At 61.2% G+C, this 19,773-nt stretch carries 22 protein-coding genes; 14 read left to right on the top strand and 8 right to left on the bottom strand.

The genetic code is table 11. The annotated features are described in order from the left end of the window. The first annotated feature begins 4 nt into the window (after positions 1 to 4). The 5 genes from fghA to HK439_RS03910 all read left to right on the top strand — a co-directional run bounded on the left by fghA (position 5) and on the right by HK439_RS03910 (position 5,237). Positions 5 to 895 carry an S-formylglutathione hydrolase gene (gene fghA, locus HK439_RS03930; RefSeq protein ID WP_190290073.1) on the top strand — a complete coding sequence of 297 codons (891 nt, stop codon included), beginning with the start codon at positions 5 to 7 and terminating at the stop codon, positions 893 to 895. Positions 896 to 1,238: 343 nt separating this feature from the next. Continuing rightward, positions 1,239 to 3,035 (top strand): lanthanide-dependent methanol dehydrogenase XoxF5, encoded by a 1,797-nt coding sequence (gene xoxF5 / locus HK439_RS03925; RefSeq protein WP_190290072.1) that lies wholly within the window; start codon positions 1,239 to 1,241, stop codon positions 3,033 to 3,035. A gap of 143 nt (positions 3,036 to 3,178) precedes the next feature. After that, the gene (locus tag HK439_RS03920; RefSeq protein WP_190290071.1) at positions 3,179 to 3,715 is read left to right on the top strand and encodes a c-type cytochrome, methanol metabolism-related; all 537 of its coding nucleotides are present in this window, start codon (positions 3,179 to 3,181) and stop codon (positions 3,713 to 3,715) included. 155 nt (positions 3,716 to 3,870) lie between these two features. Further along, entirely contained in the window at positions 3,871 to 4,650 is a 780-nt protein-coding gene (locus HK439_RS03915) for a substrate-binding domain-containing protein (protein ID WP_235987598.1), read from the top strand. Next, a complete protein-coding gene (locus HK439_RS03910) occupies positions 4,650 to 5,237 on the top strand; it encodes a PQQ-dependent catabolism-associated CXXCW motif protein (protein ID WP_419247573.1) in 588 nt (195 codons plus the stop codon). The genes HK439_RS03915 and HK439_RS03910 overlap by 1 nt, the downstream gene beginning before the upstream one ends. 41 nt (positions 5,238 to 5,278) lie before the next feature. Here HK439_RS03910 and HK439_RS03905 read toward each other — a convergent pair whose 3' ends face one another. The 4 genes from HK439_RS03905 to HK439_RS03890 form a co-directional block, all read right to left on the bottom strand. Then, positions 5,279 to 6,124 (bottom strand): quinoprotein dehydrogenase-associated SoxYZ-like carrier, encoded by an 846-nt coding sequence (locus HK439_RS03905; RefSeq protein WP_190290069.1) that lies wholly within the window; start codon positions 6,122 to 6,124, stop codon positions 5,279 to 5,281. Continuing rightward, positions 6,109 to 7,005, bottom strand: coding sequence for a YncE family protein (locus HK439_RS03900; protein WP_328804101.1), 897 nt, complete (start codon positions 7,003 to 7,005; stop codon positions 6,109 to 6,111). Before HK439_RS03900 ends, HK439_RS03905 begins: the two co-directional genes overlap by 16 nt. Before the next feature lie 73 nt (positions 7,006 to 7,078). Next, entirely contained in the window at positions 7,079 to 7,624 is a 546-nt protein-coding gene (locus tag HK439_RS03895) for an SRPBCC family protein (RefSeq protein WP_190290067.1), read from the bottom strand. A gap of 7 nt (positions 7,625 to 7,631) precedes the next feature. Further along, positions 7,632 to 8,132, bottom strand: a complete 501-nt coding sequence (locus HK439_RS03890) for a DUF3280 domain-containing protein (RefSeq protein ID WP_190290066.1) — start codon at positions 8,130 to 8,132, stop codon at positions 7,632 to 7,634. 196 nt (positions 8,133 to 8,328) lie between these two features. On the opposite strand from HK439_RS03890, the gene HK439_RS03885 reads away from it, so the two are divergent. The 9 genes from HK439_RS03885 (at position 8,329) to gfa (ending at position 15,927) form a co-directional block, all read left to right on the top strand. Continuing rightward, complete coding sequence (locus HK439_RS03885; protein WP_235987597.1) at positions 8,329 to 9,483, top strand: ABC transporter substrate-binding protein; 1,155 nt, start codon at positions 8,329 to 8,331, stop codon at positions 9,481 to 9,483. Positions 9,484 to 9,559: 76 nt separating this feature from the next. Continuing rightward, positions 9,560 to 10,516 carry a PQQ-dependent catabolism-associated beta-propeller protein gene (locus HK439_RS03880; protein WP_235987595.1) on the top strand — a complete coding sequence of 319 codons (957 nt, stop codon included), beginning with the start codon at positions 9,560 to 9,562 and terminating at the stop codon, positions 10,514 to 10,516. A 185-nt stretch (positions 10,517 to 10,701) separates the two neighbouring features. Further along, positions 10,702 to 11,676, top strand: a complete 975-nt coding sequence (locus HK439_RS03875; RefSeq protein WP_190290233.1) for an ABC transporter substrate-binding protein — start codon at positions 10,702 to 10,704, stop codon at positions 11,674 to 11,676. A gap of 163 nt (positions 11,677 to 11,839) precedes the next feature. Further along, positions 11,840 to 12,589 carry an ABC transporter permease gene (locus HK439_RS03870; protein WP_190290063.1) on the top strand — a complete coding sequence of 250 codons (750 nt, stop codon included), beginning with the start codon at positions 11,840 to 11,842 and terminating at the stop codon, positions 12,587 to 12,589. After that, positions 12,586 to 13,218 carry an ABC transporter ATP-binding protein gene (locus tag HK439_RS03865; protein WP_190290232.1) on the top strand — a complete coding sequence of 211 codons (633 nt, stop codon included), beginning with the start codon at positions 12,586 to 12,588 and terminating at the stop codon, positions 13,216 to 13,218. Before HK439_RS03870 ends, HK439_RS03865 begins: the two co-directional genes overlap by 4 nt. After that, positions 13,215 to 13,661 (top strand): hypothetical protein, encoded by a 447-nt coding sequence (locus HK439_RS03860; protein WP_190290062.1) that lies wholly within the window; start codon positions 13,215 to 13,217, stop codon positions 13,659 to 13,661. The genes HK439_RS03865 and HK439_RS03860 overlap by 4 nt, the downstream gene beginning before the upstream one ends. Before the next feature lie 19 nt (positions 13,662 to 13,680). Continuing rightward, complete coding sequence (locus tag HK439_RS03855) at positions 13,681 to 14,424, top strand: ABC transporter ATP-binding protein (protein WP_190290061.1); 744 nt, start codon at positions 13,681 to 13,683, stop codon at positions 14,422 to 14,424. Further along, positions 14,421 to 15,215 (top strand): ABC transporter permease, encoded by a 795-nt coding sequence (locus tag HK439_RS03850; RefSeq protein WP_190290060.1) that lies wholly within the window; start codon positions 14,421 to 14,423, stop codon positions 15,213 to 15,215. Before HK439_RS03855 ends, HK439_RS03850 begins: the two co-directional genes overlap by 4 nt. Positions 15,216 to 15,357: 142 nt before the next feature. Continuing rightward, positions 15,358 to 15,927: an S-(hydroxymethyl)glutathione synthase gene (gene gfa / locus HK439_RS03845; RefSeq protein ID WP_190290059.1), complete on the top strand. Its 570-nt coding sequence runs from the start codon at positions 15,358 to 15,360 to the stop codon at positions 15,925 to 15,927. 166 nt (positions 15,928 to 16,093) lie between these two features. Here the strand turns inward: gfa and HK439_RS03840 are convergent, their stop codons facing one another. The 4 genes from HK439_RS03840 to HK439_RS03825 all read right to left on the bottom strand — a co-directional run bounded on the left by HK439_RS03840 (position 16,094) and on the right by HK439_RS03825 (position 19,728). Next, entirely contained in the window at positions 16,094 to 16,585 is a 492-nt protein-coding gene (locus HK439_RS03840; RefSeq protein ID WP_190290058.1) for a phage holin family protein, read from the bottom strand. Positions 16,586 to 16,594: 9 nt separating this feature from the next. Continuing rightward, complete coding sequence (locus tag HK439_RS03835; RefSeq protein ID WP_190290057.1) at positions 16,595 to 16,888, bottom strand: hypothetical protein; 294 nt, start codon at positions 16,886 to 16,888, stop codon at positions 16,595 to 16,597. Positions 16,889 to 17,341: 453 nt separating this feature from the next. Then, complete coding sequence (locus HK439_RS03830; protein WP_190290056.1) at positions 17,342 to 18,490, bottom strand: FAD-dependent monooxygenase; 1,149 nt, start codon at positions 18,488 to 18,490, stop codon at positions 17,342 to 17,344. A 170-nt stretch (positions 18,491 to 18,660) separates the two neighbouring features. Then, positions 18,661 to 19,728: an AraC family transcriptional regulator gene (locus tag HK439_RS03825; RefSeq protein ID WP_190290055.1), complete on the bottom strand. Its 1,068-nt coding sequence runs from the start codon at positions 19,726 to 19,728 to the stop codon at positions 18,661 to 18,663. Positions 19,729 to 19,773 lie beyond the last annotated feature (45 nt).

The raw sequence follows: 19,773 nt of genomic DNA, 5'->3' as shown, positions 1-19,773 counted from the left end.
GGGAATGGAAGTCGTCTCTGAAAATCGGTGCTTCGGCGGAGTTCAGACGGTCTATCGCCATAGATCCGAGGTCTGCGGCGTGGATATGACCTTCGCAGTCTTCCTGCCGCCGCATGCAGAGGACGGCCCGGTGCCGTGCCTGTGGTATCTGTCCGGGCTGACCTGCACCCACGAGAACGCCATGACCAAGGCGGGCCTGCAGGCCCACGCGGCGGAGCACGGAATGGCGCTGGTCTTTCCCGACACGAGCCCGCGCGGTGCAGACGTGGCGGACGACGAGGCCTACGATCTCGGTCAGGGGGCCGGATTTTACGTCAATGCGACGAAGGCGCCCTGGAACTCGCATTTCAGGATGTATGACTACATCGTCCGCGAGTTGCGCGATCTGCTGGTGGAAAAGCTGCCGCTGACCGACCGTCACGGCATAACGGGCCACTCCATGGGCGGTCATGGCGCCCTGACGATCGCGCTGCGCAACCCGGACCGCTACCAGTCCGTGTCGGCCTTTGCGCCGATCGCCAATCCGACCCAGTCGGATTGGGGGCGCAAGCAGTTGTCCGCCTATCTGGGCGACGATGAATCTTCATGGGCCGACTACGATGCAACGATCCTGTTAAAGGAACGCGGCTGGGATGGAGACATCCTGATCGACCAGGGGGCCGATGACCAGTTTATCGACCTGCTGCGGCCGCAGGCGCTCGCCGAGGTTCTGACGGAGACCCGCCAGCCGGCGGTGATCCGGATGCAGGAGGGCTATGACCACTCCTACTTTTTTGTCTCCACGTTCGGTGGCGATCACGTCGCCTGGCATGCGGAGCGCCTGAACGGTCATGCCAGGCACAAGTTAAACGGGCACAAGTTAAACGGGCACAAGACGAACGGGAAGGACGGCTAGGCCCTCAGAAGTATGAAAGCGCCGTATGGGTAAGGCGCTGCCGGCCGGGGCCTGGAGGCGCCCGATGTGTTTTCGATCCTACCCGGGAGATGTGTGCCGGGAAGATCCGAATTGAGCTTTGCGGGACTTCGCGAGGATGAAGACCGCAGGACAGTACCGCCGATCCGGCGACATTCGAAAGGGAAGGAGGAAGCAAGGAATCGATTTGGGAGGAGCTGGCTGAACGCGACAGCCAAGGGGTGAAATCGGATGTCGGGAGCTTGTGTTGCATCCAATGCCCTTTCGGGGAACGTGTCCTGCCAGAAATGCAGATTTCAAACCGCTACCATCATGGGAGGTTGAGATGAAAAGGCTACTGATTGCAGCGTCTATGCTGACCCTTTATGCGGGCAGCTCCTATGCTGCCGATCTTCAGACGATGATGGACGACCCGAACCAGTGGGTCATCCAGACGGGGGATTACAAGAACCAGCGCTACTCCGAGCTGGACCAGATCAACAAGGACAATGTGAAGGACCTGCAGGTCGCATGGACGTTCTCTACGGGCGTGTTGCGCGGTCATGAAGGCTCGCCGCTTGTCGTTGGCGATGTCATGTACGTCCATACGCCGTTTCCGAATATCGTCTATGCCCTCGATCTGAAGAACGACGGCAAGATCATCTGGAAATACGAGCCCAAGCAGGATCCGAACGTTATTCCGGTCATGTGCTGCGACACGGTCAACCGTGGCGTGGCCTATGCGGATGGCAAGATCATCCTGCATCAGGCAGACACGACGGTTGTGGCCCTCGATGCCAAGACCGGCGATGTGGTCTGGAGCGTCGTCAACGGCGATCCGTCCAAGGGTGAAACCAATACGGCGACCGTGATGCCGGTCAAGGACAAGGTCATCGTCGGTATTTCCGGTGGTGAATTCGGTGTTCGCGGTTCGGTGACCGCCTACAGCCTCAAAGACGGCAAGAAGATCTGGCGTGCCTATTCCATGGGTCCGGACAGTGACATCCTGGTCGATCCGGAAAAGACCACCGTTCTCGGCAAGCCGGTCGGCAAGGATTCCGGTCTGAACACCTGGGAAGGCGATCAGTGGAAGATCGGCGGCGGCACGACCTGGGGCTGGTATTCCTATGATGCGGAAGAAAACCTCATCTACTACGGAACCGGGAACCCCTCGACCTGGAACCCGACCCAGCGTCCGGGTGACAACCGCTGGTCGATGACCATCATGGCACGCGATGCGGATACGGGTGTGGCCCGCTGGTTCTACCAGATGACGCCGCACGATGAGTGGGACTACGACGGGATCAATGAAATGATCCTGACGGAACAGAAGATCGACGGCAAGGACCGGAAGCTTCTGACCCACTTCGACCGTAACGGCTTCGGCTACACGCTGGACCGTGTGACCGGCGAACTCCTAGTCGCCGAAAAATACGATCCGGCCGTCAACTGGGCAACCGAAGTGGTCATGGACAAGAACTCCGACCAGTACGGCCGTCCGCAGGTGGTGGCGAAGTACTCGACCGAGCAAAACGGCGAGGACGTCAACTCCACCGGCATCTGCCCGGCGGCTCTCGGCTCCAAGGACCAGCAGCCTGCGTCCTATTCGCCGAAGACCGAGTTGTTCTATGTCCCGACAAACCATGTCTGCATGGACTATGAACCGTTCCACGTCGCCTACACGGCCGGCCAGCCCTACGTCGGGGCGACCCTGTCCATGTATCCGGCTCCGGACAGCCATGGCGGCATGGGCAACTTCATTGCCTGGGACAACACGGAAGGCAAGATCAAGTGGTCGATCCCCGAGCAGTTCTCGGTCTGGTCGGGTGCTCTGGCAACCGCCGGTGACGTCGTCTTCTACGGTACGCTGGAAGGCTACCTGAAGGCCGTCGACTCCACCACGGGCAAGGAACTTTACAAGTTCAAGACCCCGTCCGGGATCATCGGCAACGTCATGACCTACTCCCAAGGCGGCAAGCAGTACGTTGCTGTTCTGTCCGGTGTTGGCGGTTGGGCGGGTATCGGTCTGGCAGCCGGTCTGACCAACCCGAACGATGGTCTGGGTGCCGTTGGCGGTTATGCCGCTCTGAGCGACTACACCGCGCTCGGCGGTCAGCTGACCGTCTTCAGCCTGCCGAACTAACAGGCCTTTCGCTCCAATTGAACCGGCGCACATCTTGTGCGCCGGTTCTTCCTAAAAATCACCAGACAATGCTGCAGGCAGACCGGAGGAGGTCTTGCGAATGCTCAGGTGTCAGGACGACAGAAGTTCCCGAAGGACAGGCAATGCGTAAATTGAAGGTTTTCTTTGCTGCGGCCTTAATGGCGACCGGCGCATTCTCAACGACGGCGATGGCCGAGGACGTCCCTGACGAGGTGGCGGATGTCAAAGCCGATCACAGCGAAGATGGCCGGTATTTCACCCAGTACGACATACCCACCTATAACATCCAGGCCGACGGCACCGTCGATTGGCCGACGTATTCCGGTTTCCGGCGCTATCATTCCGAATGCCATGTCTGCCACGGTCCGGAAGGCGAAGGATCGACTTACGCGCCCGCGCTCAAGAAGTCGGTCATGACCATGGACTACTACGATTTTGTTGACGTGGTGACCAACGGCAAGCAAAACGTCAGTGCATCGGAAAATCTCGTGATGCCGGCATTCGGGACCAATCCGAATGTGATGTGCTACCTTAACGACATCTACGTCTATCTGAGGGCGCGAGGGACCGATGCGGTTCCGCGCGGCCGGCCGCGCAAAAAGGAGCCGAAGTCGGATGTCATCCGCGCGGACGAGAAGGCTTGCCTCGGAGGCAGCTGAAGGCCGGAGTGACCGTTTCCTTTTCGGACGGGTTCGTCTGGGGACCGGGGCGAAGGCTCCGGTCCGGGGCTTTTCGGGCGCAAGGAGTATGAAAAATGCGAGTTAAGGTCATTGCGTTGGCAGCCGCCTGCTTCTTCGCCGTGCTTGGCCACGAAATGCCGGCAGGTGCACAGACATCGGACCTGGTCTCGCACAATGCCTTTCGCGTGTGTGCCGATCCGGCGAACCTGCCCATGTCGGACAAATCAGGTGCAGGCTATGAAAACAAGCTGGCAGACCTGTTCGCTGAAAAGCTCGGACTGCCGGTGGCCTACACGTGGTATCCGATGGCGACCGGCTTTATCCGTAATACCTTACGCGCCAACCGGTGCGACGTGGTCATGGGATATGCCCAGGGCCAGGAGCTGGTGCTGAACACCAATCACTACATGACGTCCGTCTATACGCTGATCGTGCCGAAGGACGGTGACCTCGCTGCGGTGACGACGCTTTCGGACGAAAGGCTCAAGGGCAAACGGATCGGCATCATTGCCGGGTCGCCGCCCGCCACCCACATGGCGCGCAACGGTCTCATCGGCAAGGCCAAGCCCTATCACCTGGTGGTGGATCGCCGGTACGAATCGCCGTCGGCCGACATGCTCAAGGACCTGACCGCCGGGGATATCGACGCGGCGATCCTTTGGGGGCCGATAGGAGGACCGCTCGTGAAGCAGGGCTATCCGGATCTGAAGGTCATCCCGCTCATGCAGGAAACCCTGCCGCCCCATCTTTTCTATCGCATCACCATGGGGGTCCGGCAGGGGGAAAAGGTCTGGCAGCGCAAGCTCAATTCCCTGATCCGGCGTAACCAGAAGGAAATCGATGCGATCCTGATCGATGCCGGCGTTCCGCTGCTGAACGATATGGGAACGGCGCTCTACGGGGCCGACAACTAATGCTTTCCGGCGTTGCCGGGCGGTGTCGGAACCGCAAAGCGGTGCTTGCCGCGCTTGTCGCCGGTGCCGTGATGATCTGGCCGGCCCTTGCCGCCCCGCAAACCGTGCCGGAGCCGGACGGGTACCGGGAAGATCCCTATCGGGGTCCGGTTCCGGAGACCCTGCGTGGCGGCACCGTTGTCTCGACCGAAGAGGCGCACGCACTTTGGGAAGCCGGACAAACGGCGTTCATCGATGTGCTGCCGCGCGCACCGAAGCCGCAAAACCTGCCCAAGGGAACGATCTGGCACGACAAGCCGCGTCTGTCGATCCCGGGAAGCCTGTGGCTGCCCAATGTGGGTTACGGACGCATAGCGGAGGTGACGGCCGACTATTTCCGGACCGGTCTTGCCAAGGCGACGGATGGCGACAAGAGCCATGCGGTGCTGTTTTATTGCCTGGACCAGTGCTGGATGTCCTGGAACGCCGCCAAGCGGGCGCTCGAATACGGCTATGAGACGGTCTACTGGTATCCGGAAGGCACCGACGGCTGGACTTTTGAGGATTATCCGGTCGAAAAGGCGGAGCCGGAACCGGAGCCGCAGTAGATCACACTGACATTTTCAAAAGCCTGGTTTCGAGCCGGGCCTCAATAGTCGGTCAGATCCCGCTCCGCTTCCGAAACCGTGCCGTCGGAATCGGTCAGCTTCGCCCTGACACGCCTTGTGCCGGACGGGACCGACAGGGTGACTTGCGGGTTTTCGCTCAAGGAGATGCTGCCGGTCATGGTGACGAAGGGGCTGCCGTTCAGGTCGATCTGAAGGGTTTCGACATAGCGGGCTGGGATATAGAGCAGGGAGACCTGGTCCCTCTGCATGCCGGAATGACTCGGATGGCTGATCTCGACATCGAGAGCGAGGTCGTTGGAGCTGCCCTTTCGCAAGTGCCGGACGAGGCTTGCGGTATCGTTCAACGGCCGGACGACGAGTTCCATTTGTCCAAGAGTTTTGAGCGCCTCGACCGGATCGGTGCCCGGAGGTGCGGCGCAGGCGCCCTGACCGGAAGTCTTGATGAAGCTTTCGGCCACGAAAAGCTGACCGTTGTCCAGCTCCGCCACCGCATGGACGGGCGTGGGGCCGTTGACGCGCATGGTTGCGGCAAATTCGAAGTCGGCGAGGGGCCCGGCGAACGCCAGTTGCGCCGACACCGGCATCGGGTTTTCATCCAGGATCAGCTTCATCCCCTTGAAGGTGTGTCCTTCGGGTGCGGCCATGCGAACGGTGACGTCGGTCCGGGCATCGTTCGTCGTGCGGTAAGGAACGTCGATGCTGATCACGTCAGCGGAGGTTCCGAGGAAGCGTTCGCCATAAAGCTCGGAGCGCAGATCCGGCCAGCTTCCTTCGTCCGCAGCTACCGGTTTCGGCAGAAGGACGGGCATGAGAGCCGTCGCCACGACACCTAGCCATAGGGCCCGGCGTGTCAGTTTTTTGCGCATGGAACGTCTCCCCCTGAAGTCTCATGGATGAATTTTCCATCGGCACGCGGACCGTCACCGGTCTCTATTTCGCCGACAACTTCCAATGTCTCCGGATCGATCAGGCTGACCGTGTTGGAAAACCAGTTGGTCGAGACGACCAGCCTGCCGTCCGGCGTGGCGTCGATGCCTTCCGGATATTCGCCGACGTCCAGCGTGTCCTCGGGCGCGAAGTCGGAAAGCCGGTAGACGCTGACGGTGTCCGCATACTGGTCGGTCGTAAAGGCGCGCCCATTGGCGAAGGCCACGCCGTAGGGGCGGGCGCCGACCGGCACCGTGGCAATGACCGATTTCGTTTCCGGGTCGATGACCGAGACGGAATCCGATCCGACATTGGCCGCATGGATCCGCCCTTGCGGATCGACGCCGATCCCGAAGGGCCGTTCGCCGACGGCAATGCGGGCCCGCAATGTCATGTCCGGAAGGTCGAAGATCGAAACCTGGTTTGAATCCCTGTCCGCGGAGGCAAGCCAGCTGCCGTCTTCGGCAACGATCATTTCCGCAGGGGCTCCACCGGTTTTCAGTTCGCCGGTCAGGGTGAGTTCTTCGGCGTCCAGGACAAAGATGCGGGCATTGTACCAGTCGGACACGAAGACGAGGCCGGATTGCGGAGCGGCGGCAACGGCCATCGGTCCGCCGGGCAATTCGGCGCTGGCAATGACTTTGCAAGTGGAAAGGGAAAACCGGCGCACCGTCTTGCTGTCGGGGCTGACCGTGTAAAAGGCATTTAGCCTGGCGCTGACCGCAATGCCGGCCGGCTTTCCTGCAACCGGTATGCGTTGGATCTCCTTGCGGTTTTCAAGATCCAGAACGCTGACATCGGAACTGTTCTGGTTGGTCACGAAGGCAAAAGACCCCGCGAGCGCTGGGCCGCCCGCGGGGGAGGTAAGGAGGAAGCAGCAGAAGAGGAGTTGCTTACTTCTCCGAAAAACGCGTGTGAAGGGCATCGAGGCCGGCCTTGTAAACGGCGGTGACAGCCGCGATCGCGGCTTCGTCGTTGAGGTTTTCAGGCGGATCGTTGTTCGGATAGCCGCGATAGAAGGCGCCTTTCCATTCGATCACCGAGCCGCCATCCTTGCCCGGCTTGACCGTGAGATGGGAGGAGTAATTGGTGACCGGCAGCACCTCCACTTTCACGTCGGTGATCCGGTAGGAGTAGCTCATCTTTTCGGCGCTGTACTTGTAGAGCACTTCCGAGATGGTCGGGCCGCCTTTCTCGCTCAGTGTCAGCACCCGCGTGGCGTCGACGGCATTGCCGCCTTCTCCGGTCGTGGAATAGACGGCGGGATGCCAGCTCATGTCCTGGAAGTTGCCGATGACGGCCCAGACATCGGCCGGTGCAGCGGGGACTTCCGTCGTCAGCGCGATCTTCTGACGTGTGGGGCCGTGGGCTTCGGAAGAAGTCGTCAGGAGAAGGGGCGTTAGCAGCATGGAAAGCGCCGCAATCAGTCTCAACATCATGTCGTGTTCATTCCTTGAAGAAGGCGGTTTTCAGAATGTAATTCATGCCACGGGTCCAGGACTGGTCCGTGTTGGAGCGGATGTCGACGACACGCGCCCGCACGTCCTTGCCGGTTTCAACATCGCGCAGGACCAGTTTCATGGAGAGGATCAGGTTCGAGACCTTCTGAACGAGCCCGACCAGAACGAAGTCCGCGCCGAGCGTTTCCGCCATGCGGACGTCGCAGCCGTGGCAACTGGCCAGATTGGCCCTGTTTTCCAGCTTCTTCGAAATGGGCGACAGGTCCACGAGGACCATGCCTTCCTTTTTGAAACGGTCTTCAATCAGTTTGTTCAGAAGGGCGAGACGTTCGGTTTCATCGGCCCTGACACCGTTGTAGGCGCCCTCGGTCGAGGTATCGAGAAACGTCAGTCCGAGAAAGGCGACCTTGCTGCCGGGAACAAACTCATTCGCCGTTGAGGGAACGGTCAAGACAAGCAGGACAGCGAAGGTCAAAAGCGGTCTCATGGACGTATCTTAGGCGGGCGTCCGTGTACCGCAATGGATCCTAAAGTATCGGTTTTTTTGCAGCTAATTTGTCTGGCACACTCAAGAAAAAGCAGGGCAAGAAAACAGAAACCGGGAAACGCCTTATATGACAGTACGCGCGCTGGTTCGCATTAGCGTGTTCTGCACGTTGCTCGCGGGATATCTCACGGGCTGGATGGCTCTGGCGGGCGCACTCACACCTGCCGCCGCCATGGATATCAAGGTCGGTATCCTCCGGATCGACTATCCGGTGCTTGTCCCGATTTCCAGATATGACCGGAAACCGGACGACCTCGGCTTTGCGGGTGGCAAGCTCGGGGACGAGGACAATCAGACAACGGGTTCCTTTCTCGGTCAGACGTATTCGACCGTGACCGTGGCGACGCCGCCCGAGAACGCGGAAGCAGCGACACGGAAGCTTGCCGAAGAAGGCATCAAGTATCTCGTGGTTCTGGGGCACGGCGAGGATGTCCTGCGCGTTGCCGATGCAGCGGGACCGGATGTGCTCGTGTTCAACGCGAGCGCGCCGGACAATATCCTGCGTGACACCGAGTGCCGGGCGAACCTGTTTCATGTGGCCCCGAGCCGCGCGATGCTGGCCGATGCGGTAGCCCAGTTCCTCGTGTGGAAGAAATGGAACCGCTGGTTTCTGATCGAGGGCTCCCACCCGGCCGACAAGAAGCTCGGCGAGGCCTATCGCCGGTCGGCTGCCAAATTCGGTGCGAAGATCGTCGACGATCGGGTGTTCGAAGACACCGGCGGCTCCCGGCGGGCGGACAGCGGCTATGTGCTGGTTCAACGCCAGATCCCGGTCTTTACCCAGGGAGCGGCGGATCACGATGTTATCGTCGCCGCCGACGAAAGCGATGTCTTCGCGCTCTACCTGCCGTTTCACGCGTGGGATCCGCGCCCGGTTGCAGGCTCGGCGGGGCTTCGTCCGGTCAGCTTCCACGCTGCCCACGAGGCCTGGGGCGCGACCCAGTTCCAGCGCCGCTTCGAGAAGCTGGCCGGCCGTTACATGCAGTCCGAAGACTACAATACCTGGCTGGCGCTTCGGGTGATCGGAGAAGCGGTCACGCGCACCGGAAGTGCCGATCCCAAGGTGCTGAGGGCCTATCTGCTCAGCGATGCTTTCGAACTGGCCGCATTCAAGGGGCAGAAGGTCACCTTCCGGTCGTGGAACGGCCAGCTGCGCCAGCCCATCCTTCTGACCGACAGCAAGATCACCGTCAGCGTGTCGCCGCAGGAGGGATTTCTGCATCAGCGATCGCCCCTGGACACACTGGGGATCGACAAACCCGAATCCGCCTGCAAGGCGTTTGACAGTTGAGGACCCTGCCATGAACCGGTCGGCACTAAAGATATTCCCGCAACGTCTTGCGGTTCGGGCGGTGCTTCTTGCCGGCATGACGGCGGCCGGCCTTTCGATGCCCGGCGCGGCCATGGCCAACAAGATCTTCGTCAGCAACGAAAAGGGGAATACGGTTACCGTCATCGACAGCGACAGCTGGGAGGCGATCGGCGATTTTCCGGCCGGGAACAGGCCGCGGGGGATCGGCATCAGCCCGGATGGCAAACATCTTTATGTCTGCGCGTCCGATGACGACACCATCAAGGTCTTCGATGCAAAGACCCATGACTTCCTGTGGCAGTTGCCGTCAGGCCCCGATCCGGAATTCTTCGTGCTGAGCCCGGATGGCAGCGAGCTTTTCGTTTCCAACGAGGACGACAATCTGGTCACCGTCGTCGATACAGCGCAAAAGACCGTGGTTTCGGAAATTCCGGTCGGCGTCGAACCGGAGGGAATGGCGGTCAGCCCGGACCTGAAGTTCGTGGTTAATACGTCGGAGACCACGAACATGGCGCATTTCATCTCGATGGACGACTACAAGATCAAGTACAATGTGCTGGTCGACCAGCGGCCGCGCTACGCCCGCTTCACCAATGACGGAACGAAATTGTTCGTCAGTTCCGAAATCGGCGGCACGGTCTCCGTCATCAACATGCTGGGTGAAAACGGGCCGGAACTCGAGGCGAAAATCGGATTTGCGGTGCCCGGCGTCCAGCCGGAATGGCTGCAGCCGGTGGGCATGCGGATCACCTCCGACAACAAGTGGCTGTTCGTGGCGCTGGGGCCGGCGAACCGGGTCGCGGTGGTCGATGTGAAGAGCCATGAAGTCGTCCGTTACATCCTGGTCGGACAGCGTGTCTGGCACCTGGAGTTCACGCCTGACGAAAAGTACCTGATCACCACCAACGGAAATTCGAACGATGTCACGGTGATCGATGTTGCCGACCAGGAGGCCATCAAATCGATCCAGGTCGGCCAGCAGCCCTGGGGCGTGGCGGTCGCGCCGAATTAAAAAAAAGGGCCGGCTGCAGTCGAGGTTGAGCATGGAGGCGGCGGAACTCGATTGCGGTCGGTGAATACGGGGCAAAAAGTCGGAAAGACAGTCGAGTACGGGAGGAAATCATGAGGACTGCGGAAGACACTGCACGAAACGGAATGAGACGCCCGTTGTGGCACCGGATCAGCCGCCGGCTGCTCATGGGACTTGCCATTGCCGGTATCGGGACGGCCTTGAGCCCGTTCCCGGGCGGAAATGTCGCCCAGGCTTCGGATCTGCCCAAGCTTCGGGCCGCGGTTCTCAAGATCGGCACCGTCAACTGGGAGCTGGATACGATCAAGCGGAACGGCTTCGACACGGCCAACGGGTTCGAGCTCGACATGCAGCCTTATGCGGACAACGGTGCGACCCGTGTGGCGCTGGAAGGCGGCGCGGCCGACATGGCCGTGGCCGACTGGATCTGGGTCGCGCGCCAGCGGGCAGCAGGCAAGGACTATGTGTTCATTCCCTACTCAAAGGCCGTCGGCGGAATGGTGGTGCCGAAGGACAGCACCGCCAAGACCCTGGAGGATCTCAAGGGCAAGAAAATCGGCATCGCCGGCGGGCCGGTCGACAAGAGCTGGCTGATCCTGCGCGCCTACGCCCAGGAGCAATACGGTTTCGATCTTGCAGCCGAAACCGAGCAGGTCTTCGGCGCACCGCCGCTTGTCTTCAAGTCGGCGCTCAAGGGCGAAACCGATGCCGCGATCAATTTCTGGCATTTCCTTGCCAAGATGAAAGCGGCGGGCATGCGGGAGCTGATCTCGGTGGAAACCGCGTCCAGGGAACTGGGCCTCGATCCGGATATTCCGCTGCTCGGTTATGTGCTGAAGGAAAGCTATCTGAAGGACAATCCGCAGATGGCAAAGGCGCTTTACGGCGCGTCCCGCGCAGCGAAGGATCTGCTGGCCAGCGATGACGCTGCCTGGGAGCCCCTGCGAGACCAGATGAATGTCAAGTCGGAGGCACAGTTTGAAACTCTGCGGCAGGACTTCAGGGCCGGCATACCGGCGCCGGGCAACGTCAATGAAGACGGGGCGGCGACGTTCTTTGCGCTGATGGCCCGCCTTGGCGGCAAGAAGCTGGTCGGCGATACCACCGAGTTGCCGCTCGGCCTCTTCGTGAACGTCGAGTAAAGGCCTTTGGCTAGTTCGTATCACTCATCCTCCTCGCCCCCGGAGCAGCCTGAAACAGGGGGCAGGGCCGGAGACTGGCGTCGCGTGATGGCGCTCATCGGAGGCATGGTGCCGCCAGTTCCGGCCGGCCTGCCCACGACGCAGGCCGCAGGGAGGGTGCGAGATGCGGGCTAACGCTGCCATCCGGTCGGTTTCCCTTCTCGGCTTCATTCTGCTTTGGACGGTCGCTGCCTGGCTCGGCGGGGATCCGACGGTGTTGCCGTCGCCGGCCGATCTGGTCAAACCGTTCCTGTCGGAACTGTCTTCCGGGATGCTGCTTTATTCCCTGGGCGTCACGGTCTTTCGGGTGATCGCGGCCTTCTGCCTGGCAATGAGCCTCGGCATCGTCCTCGGGCTTCTCATGGGAACGAACCCGGCGCTCGACCGGTGGCTGGACCCCTGGCTGGTGGTATTTCTCAACCTGCCGGCTCTCGTCCTGATCGTGCTTTGCTATCTGTGGATCGGGCTGAACGAGACAGCCGCGATCGCGGCCGTGACGCTCAACAAGATCCCCAACGTCACCACGATCATCCGCGAAGGGGCCAGGGCGCTCGATCCGGATCTGAAAGCCATGGCGCAGGTCTATCGCATGCGCCGGTCGGTCTATCTCCGCCATGTGGTCCTGCCGCAGCTTGCCCCGTTCATTACCGGGGCCGCACGGTCCGGCATGGCCGTCATCTGGAAGATCGTTCTGGTGGTGGAGTTCCTGGGCCGGTCAAACGGGATCGGCTTCCAGATCCATCTCTATTTCCAGCTGTTCGACGTTGCCATGGTGCTGGTCTATTCGCTCAGTTTCATCGGCTTCATGCTGGTGGTGGAATGGCTGTTGCTGCAGCCGGCCGAGCGGCGGATACGCGCATGGAGGCTGGCGTGATCCGGGTCGCAATCAAATCCAAGTTCTTCGGCAAGAGCCAGATCCTCAAGGATGTGGCGTTCATGCTCAAGCCGGGCGAATGTGTTGCGATCCTGGGCAAATCCGGCGTGGGCAAGTCGACGCTGCTGCGCCTGGTCGCCGGCATCGATATGGAATTCGAAGGCACCGTCCAGCGGCCGGAGGCCATGGCCTTCGTGTTTCAGGAGCCGACGCTTCTGCCCTGGCGCAGCGCGCTCGACAACCTGCTGCTCGTTCATCCCGACCTGTCGGAGGTTCAGGCGCGTGAAAGCCTTCGCAAGGTCGGACTTTGGGACAAGGCGGACCAGTTTCCGGGGCAATTGTCCTTAGGGCAACAGCGGCGGCTTGCGCTGGCAAGGGCCTTCGCCGGAAGGCCGGAACTGCTGATCCTGGACGAACCTTTCGTTTCGCTGGACGAAAAGACAGCCGCCGAGATGGTCGCCCTGACACGGGAGCTGATGAACGAGGTCGCGCCCGCAACCCTGTTCGTGACCCACGAGAAAGAAGAGGCGCGGCAACTTGCCGACCGGACCCTTGAACTTGCCGGAACGCCGGCCACCGTCGTTCCCAACGTGGTGCATCCTGTTTTTCATAGGGGGGAAGTCAAATGAGGAAATTTCTGGCGATCGGTCTTGCGGTATCGGTTCTGGCCGGCATGGCCCTCACGGGCGCGGCTCAGGCGCATGAATTCGGCTTTGCCGGTATTCTGTCCAAGTCGAACAAGGAGGAACTGCCGGAACTGACGCTCGGATCCGGCAAGCCGGTCGCAGAAGGTCCTCTGGTGCTGAAGTCCGGAACCCTTTACGAGATCGAGATCACCTCCGACGGGTCCGATGAACTCGGTCTTGAAGGGCCGGGGTTCTTTCGGGCAATCTGGATCAACGAGGTGGTGATCAACGGCCTGGAAGTCCGCCCTTTCGGTCTGGAAAGCATCGAGTTCGACAAGGCCGGGACAATGGAAATCGAGTTTCTGGCGATCAGGCCGGGACGGTACTTCCTGCGCCAGCCCGGCACGACCGGCGAGAGCCAGCGCGTCGAGATCACCATCCAGTAAGTCCAAGACCCGGGGTCGCATGAACGTCTTTTCGGTCCAGAATGTCAGCTACAGCTACGGCTCCAAAAAGGCGCTCGATGATGTGACGATCGAACTCGAGGCAGGCCGGTTTTGTGCTCTGCTTGGCCCCAACGGGGCCGGCAAGTCGACGCTGTTCAACCTGTTGACCCATCTGTTCGTAACAAGGCAGGGCAGCATCCGGATCGCCGGGTACGATCTTGCCAGGGAGCCGCGCAAGGCGCTTGCCCGGCTCGGCGTCGTGTTCCAGCAGCCGACGCTCGATCTCGACATGTCCGTTGCCTGGAACTTGTCCTACTTCGCGGCTCTCCAGGGCCTGTCCGGCGCTCACGTGAAGAAACGGATCGAGGCGGTTCTCGACCGGCTCGACATGCGCGAGCGGGCGAAGGAAAAGGTCCGGGCGCTGAACGGCGGCCACAGGCGGCGGATGGAAATCGCCCGGGCCCTGATCCACGAGCCGGAGGTCCTGCTGCTGGACGAACCGACCGTGGGCCTCGATGCGGCCAGCCGCACGGCGATTACCGCCTACGCCCATGATCTGGCGGACAGCGGGCTCCTGATCTTCTGGGCAACCCATCTGGTCGATGAAATCCGGCCCGCCGACGATGTCGTGGTGCTGCACAAGGGGCAGGTTCTGGCCCATGACCGGGCGAGCGTTCTGGCCGGCGGCGGCAGCCTTGTCGATGCCTTTACGGCACTGACCCGCGACACGGCGCGTGAGGGCGAGCGGAAGGTGGCGATATGACCGCCTATCTTGTGGCCCTGAAAGCCATCGTGCTCCGCGAAGCCTGGCGGTTCCTCAATCAGAGGAGCCGGTTTCTGTCTGCGCTTGTCCGGCCCATGGTCTGGCTCGTGGTCTTCGCCGCAGGCTTTCGCGCAGCGCTCGGACTTTCGATCATTCCGCCCTACCAGACCTATATCACCTACGAGGTCTATATCGTGCCGGGCCTGTGCGGCATGATACAGCTTTTCAATGCGATGCAGTCTTCGCTCTCGCTGGTCTACGACCGGGAGATGGGGTCCATGCGCCTTTTGCTCACCAGCCCGCTGCCGCGGGGCTGGCTGCTGTTCTGCAAGCTTCTGGCGGGCACGGCCGTGTCGATCCTGCAGGTCTATGTCTTTCTGGCACTGGCGGCCGTCTTCGGGATCAAGATGCCGGCCACGGGCTATGTCTACGTTTTCCCCGCGCTGATCGTGTCGGGCCTGATGCTGGGCGCGCTCGGACTGCTGATCTCCTCGACGATCCGGCAGCTGGAAAATTTCGCAGGCGTGATGAACTTCGTCATCTTCCCGATGTTCTTCCTGTCTTCCGCGCTCTATCCCTTGTGGAAGATGCAGGAAAGCTCGAAGCTTCTGCGCGACATCTGCGCGGTCAACCCGTTCACCCATGCGGTGGAACTGATCCGCTTCGCGCTCTACGGCCAGTTCAACGGCTTTTCGCTTTTATGGGTCACGGTCGCTTTCATCGTGTGCCTGCTCGGCGCCCTGTGGGGCTACGATCCGGCGCGGACGATGCTCAGGCGCAAACTGGGCTGACAAAGATCCAAAAAAGGCCAGAAAAGGCCGGTAACGCCGGGAAACCGAGACTTTCCGCTGTATTGCCTCAACCAGGGTTTGTCCCAATGCTTATGGGGCAAAGATGGTGCTCCGGCATCGTCATGTAAGCGGAGGAAACCCTATGATCAAATTGCATCCGGCCATTGATAATGGCTTTCCGCCAGCCAAGCCGGGCTTTTCCGGTGGGACGCTGAAATGTCATTGCGCGACCAACCCGGTGACTGTGGAAGTCGGCGCGCAAACGGCACACAACCATGCCTGCGGCTGCACCAAATGCTGGAAGCCGGAAGGCGCGATCTTCTCGCAGATTGCCGTGGTCGACCGGAACAAGGTCAAGGTCACGTCCGGCGAGGAAAAACTCTATGTCGTCGACCCCAGCGCGACCATCCAGCGCCACGCGTGCAAGGAGTGCGGCGTGCACATGTTCGGCCGTATCGAAAACACGGGGCATCCCTTCTACGGGCTTGATTTCGTCCATACGGAACTGAGCGATCAGGACGGCTGGTCGCCGCCCGAATTCGCCGCCTTCGTCTCGTCCGTCATCGAAAGCGGTGTCAGCCCGGACAAGATGCCCGAAATCCGCGCGCGGCTTAAGGAACTCGGCCTGCAGCCCTACGACGCCCTGTCGCCCGCGCTGATGGATGCGATTGCCACGCATATCGCAAAACAGAGTGGCGTTCTCGCGGCCTGAGCGGCCGCACATCCGATGTGTCCACCTCCCGGGACCTGCCGGAGCACCCTGCGTTCACCTGGGCGTTGGGTGCTCCACCACTTTGGGAGGGTTCACCTTATCCGCTGCTATCCGCGATCCGGCGGGAAACCGGTTCGGGGCGCGGACATCGTGCCGCCGGCGACTTTCAGTCCTTGCGCTTGCTCAGGGACTTGATCAACAGCGTGAGGAGCGGGGCGAGCAGCAGGTTGATCGTCTTGTCCACCGGGTTCCTCGAAAACCCGACCAGGCTCTCCTTCAGGGCCAGGATTTCATCGCGCGCCGCCTCGAACTCGTCGTGGACGAACTCCGCCTTAGCCTCGAGTTCCTTCAGACCGGCATCGCGCACCTCGCGCGCCAGTTCAAGCTCCGGCCCCGTGCTTACCCGCGAGCCCCACAGAAGTACCAGCGCCGCCACCAGGAAGTCGGCGGCAGCCACGCCGAGAGCGGCGTAGATCGGACCCCAGGTCGCCTCCAGCGCGAAGAACCCGGCCACGTTCAGCATGCCCAGCCCGAAGATGAAGATCAGCCCGGCAAAGGCGGTCGCACCGATCCGCTTTGCCGCGACATTGAGCTTCGCCTCGATGATCAGCAGCTCCGCCCGCCAGATGATGCGCATCGTCCGCACAAGACTTTCCATGTTTATCTCCTAGCGGCGCAACAGGGCGCCGACGACGACACCGAGCGCAAACGCTCCAAGCACCATGGTGACGGGGCGCTCCTTGATTTCGGTTTCCGCGTCCTCGACGAGATCCGTCAGCTTGTCCACGAGCTCCTGGAGCTCGCCGGTCTGAGCCTGCATCTCGTCAACAGACGCTTCCTGGGGAGCGGTGTCCGCCGGCTTTGCTTTCCTTGAACTGCGCGGCTTGCGCTGTTTCGGCGCGGCCTCCGCCTCCAGCTTCAGTTGCGCGATTTCCGATTTCAGATCACTGGCCGTGGACATGAGACTTTCCTCTGCCTTGGATGCGGTCAGCGTAGCGGAAAGGCCTCTGATCTGAAAGGCATGAGACGGGTGAATTGCGCTGAGCCGCAAAAGGCATCGCATTTACCCCGATTGCGGATTGAACGGTCGGTAAGAGGTCGTGATGTCTTCGGGGATGATGAAGAGCAGACCCCCCCACACGTGGATTATGCTTCCAGCGGAAAGATGCCGCTTCCCGGTTGTCCGGGCATTTGTCAGGTGCGTTGAAACACCTTCTCGATCATTCTGCCGTCCCTGTGAAAATCGTGCAGGGCAACCCAAACACGGGGGCACGGAACAACTGCGAACCAAGCGGACGTGTAAACGAGGACCATCAGGGGAGCATGTCGTTATCAAGCTTCTTGCGCATCAATACGCGGAAGAATGAGAAAATTGCATATATGGTTGCGGTCAAAGATCGGAATATGGCGGTGATCAGACCGGCACGGTCACCGGGTCGTATTTCAGAAGTCCCCTGTCGACCGCGGTCTTTCGAGGGATTCTCGGATCTTGCAGCGCCCGGCCTTCTTCCAGGGACATCAGCTGAACGCCGTTGCCGCGCTCCTTGCGCGCTCCTTCGTATCGCACGAGCGCCTCTTTCACGCTTTCGGAGGCCGCGAAGGCGCGTGCCAGCAGCATGCCGTCCTCGATCGCGAGGCAGGCGCCCTGTCCGAGGAAGGGGGTCATGGGGTGGGCCGCGTCGCCGAGCATTCCCACGCGGTCCGTCGTCCAGGTTGCCAGCGGTTCGCGGTCCCGGAGCCCCCATTTGAAAAGCCCGCCCTCGGGAATGTTCCCGATCATTTCGAGCAGGTGGGGCGCGAAATCGCAGTAGGCGTTTAAGAATTCGTCATTCGTCGCGGGGATCGCCCAGCCTTCCTCCTCCCATGCCGTTGCCTGCCCGCATCCGATGATGTTCATGATGCGGCCGCCGCGCAACGGGTAGTGGAGGATGTATCTCTGCGGGCCGGCATACATGCCCTGTCCGATTTCGTTGACGCGGTCCGGCACCGCGTTCGCCGGGAGGAGGGCGCGGAAGGCGACCTGGCCGTTGAAGGTCGTCGCCACGCCGGGGAACAGGAGCGCGCGGATTGCCGAGGCGTTGCCGTCGGCGCCGATGAGCGCATCGCCGCTGTCCGTCGCTCCGTTCGCGAAGCGGACCGTAACACCGGTTTCAGTCTCGTCGAGGCCGACGAATTCATGTCCGGGGTGAAGGGCTTCCGGATCGTTCGCCGCGACGGCATTCATGAGGAGGGTGTGCAGATCCGCGCGGTGAACCTGAAGAGTGGCGAACCCGTATTTCTCGCGGATCCCCGCATTCGGGTGTTCCCGGATGATCTCGCCGGTTTGATAATTGCAGGTGTACATGATCGGCACGCAGCACGAGAGCCGTTCAAGATCCTCATCGACGCCCAGATCATGGAGCGCGCGGCGCGCGTTGGCGGTGACGATCAGGCCCGCTCCGACTTCGCGAATTTCCCGTGCACGCTCGTCAACGGCGACCTTGAACCCCCTGCGCTGCAGGCCCAGGGCAGCGGCGAGCCCGCCGATCCCGGCGCCGATGACGATGATTCTTTTTGCGTACATGTCTTTCTCCACCGGATCGCTGCGAGCGGGGCAAGTCGTCAGATCGCCTCATATTATCATCGCGGAGACCGGCGTCTTTTCACCGGCTGCAAGGGATTGCGCCACAGTGCAATTGAAGGACCGACCGCCGCAAGTCTGGCAAGAAGCGTTTTCTTCCGGTGGGCGGGCGGTTAGCCTGCCGTCTCGTCGCGGGGCGTGGCTCCAAAATACGAAGCGCGTCGCGCGGTTTCCGTGGGGGTCTCACGAAACCGGTTGCGGTAATCACGGGAAAACTGGCTCGGATTTGCGTAGCCGCAATCGAGGGCAATTACGGTGACAGGCATGGCCTTGTTCTCCGGTGCCTCAAGCAACGCGCGGCGCGCGAGATTCAGGCGGACTTCCTTCAGATAGGACATCGGCGTCGTATCCCGGAATCTTCGAAAACCGAGATAGATGGACCGCGCACTCACGCCGGCTGCCCGGATCATGTCTTCAATGTCGATCTGTTCCCGGGCGTGGTTGCGGATGAAGTCCTCGACCCGGCGAACATAATAGGGTGCGGCGGATTGGGCGGGCGCGGAGAATTGCATGCCACTGTGACTGTTCGGAATGGACTGAAGCAGCAGGTGCAAAAGAATTTGCTCGGCATGCTCTGCACTTGGACCGTTGAGGAACGGGGTCGGCTCCAGCAGATCGTTGTAGATCATGAGAATGTGGTGCCAGAGCGTCGGTACGCGCTCCAGATCGATCACCTGGATCGTGTCGAAGTCCAGGGGACGGGATCCCAATGCGCCCATCGTCCGGGCGGCCAGCCGTTCAAGGGCGCGGCGGCTGAGCCGGAAGGCCATCAGTTGGGTCGGACCGCCCCAATCCTTGCGCGTTATCGCACGCGCTTCCTGCAGGACCAGTTGGGCACTGCGCGCCTCGATCCGTGTGGTGCTCTGCCGGTAAAGGGCGGAGCCTTTCAGCAGGACCTGGACATAGATCAGGTCCGGATCGGCGTTCATGTCGATCCGGTATCCGGCTTCACTGTCGATGTTGACGACGGTGACGCGGCTTTCGCCCAGCAGCCGCGCTTTCGAGGAGTATTGGTGAAACAGCCCGTTGTGGGGAATCGATAGCTGGAAGAGCCCCTTGCTCGATTTCTCAAGGTGGTCCTGAGCGATGCGATAATCGCTGGTTACGAAGTGCGGTTTCGAAAACGGGTTCCAGCCCGGCCGGCCGGAGCTCGCAAGATCGATATCTCCCGATGCGGCCACGGCGCCTCCTTCGCATGTGTCGCACTTTTCCTCACACTATAGGAT

This window comes from Roseibium aggregatum (genome assembly GCF_014692675.1).
Classification (GTDB): Bacteria; Pseudomonadota; Alphaproteobacteria; order Rhizobiales; family Stappiaceae; genus Roseibium; species Roseibium aggregatum_C.
Note: the sequence above shows the minus strand (reverse complement) of the source record. Positions and strands in the feature narration are given on the sequence as shown.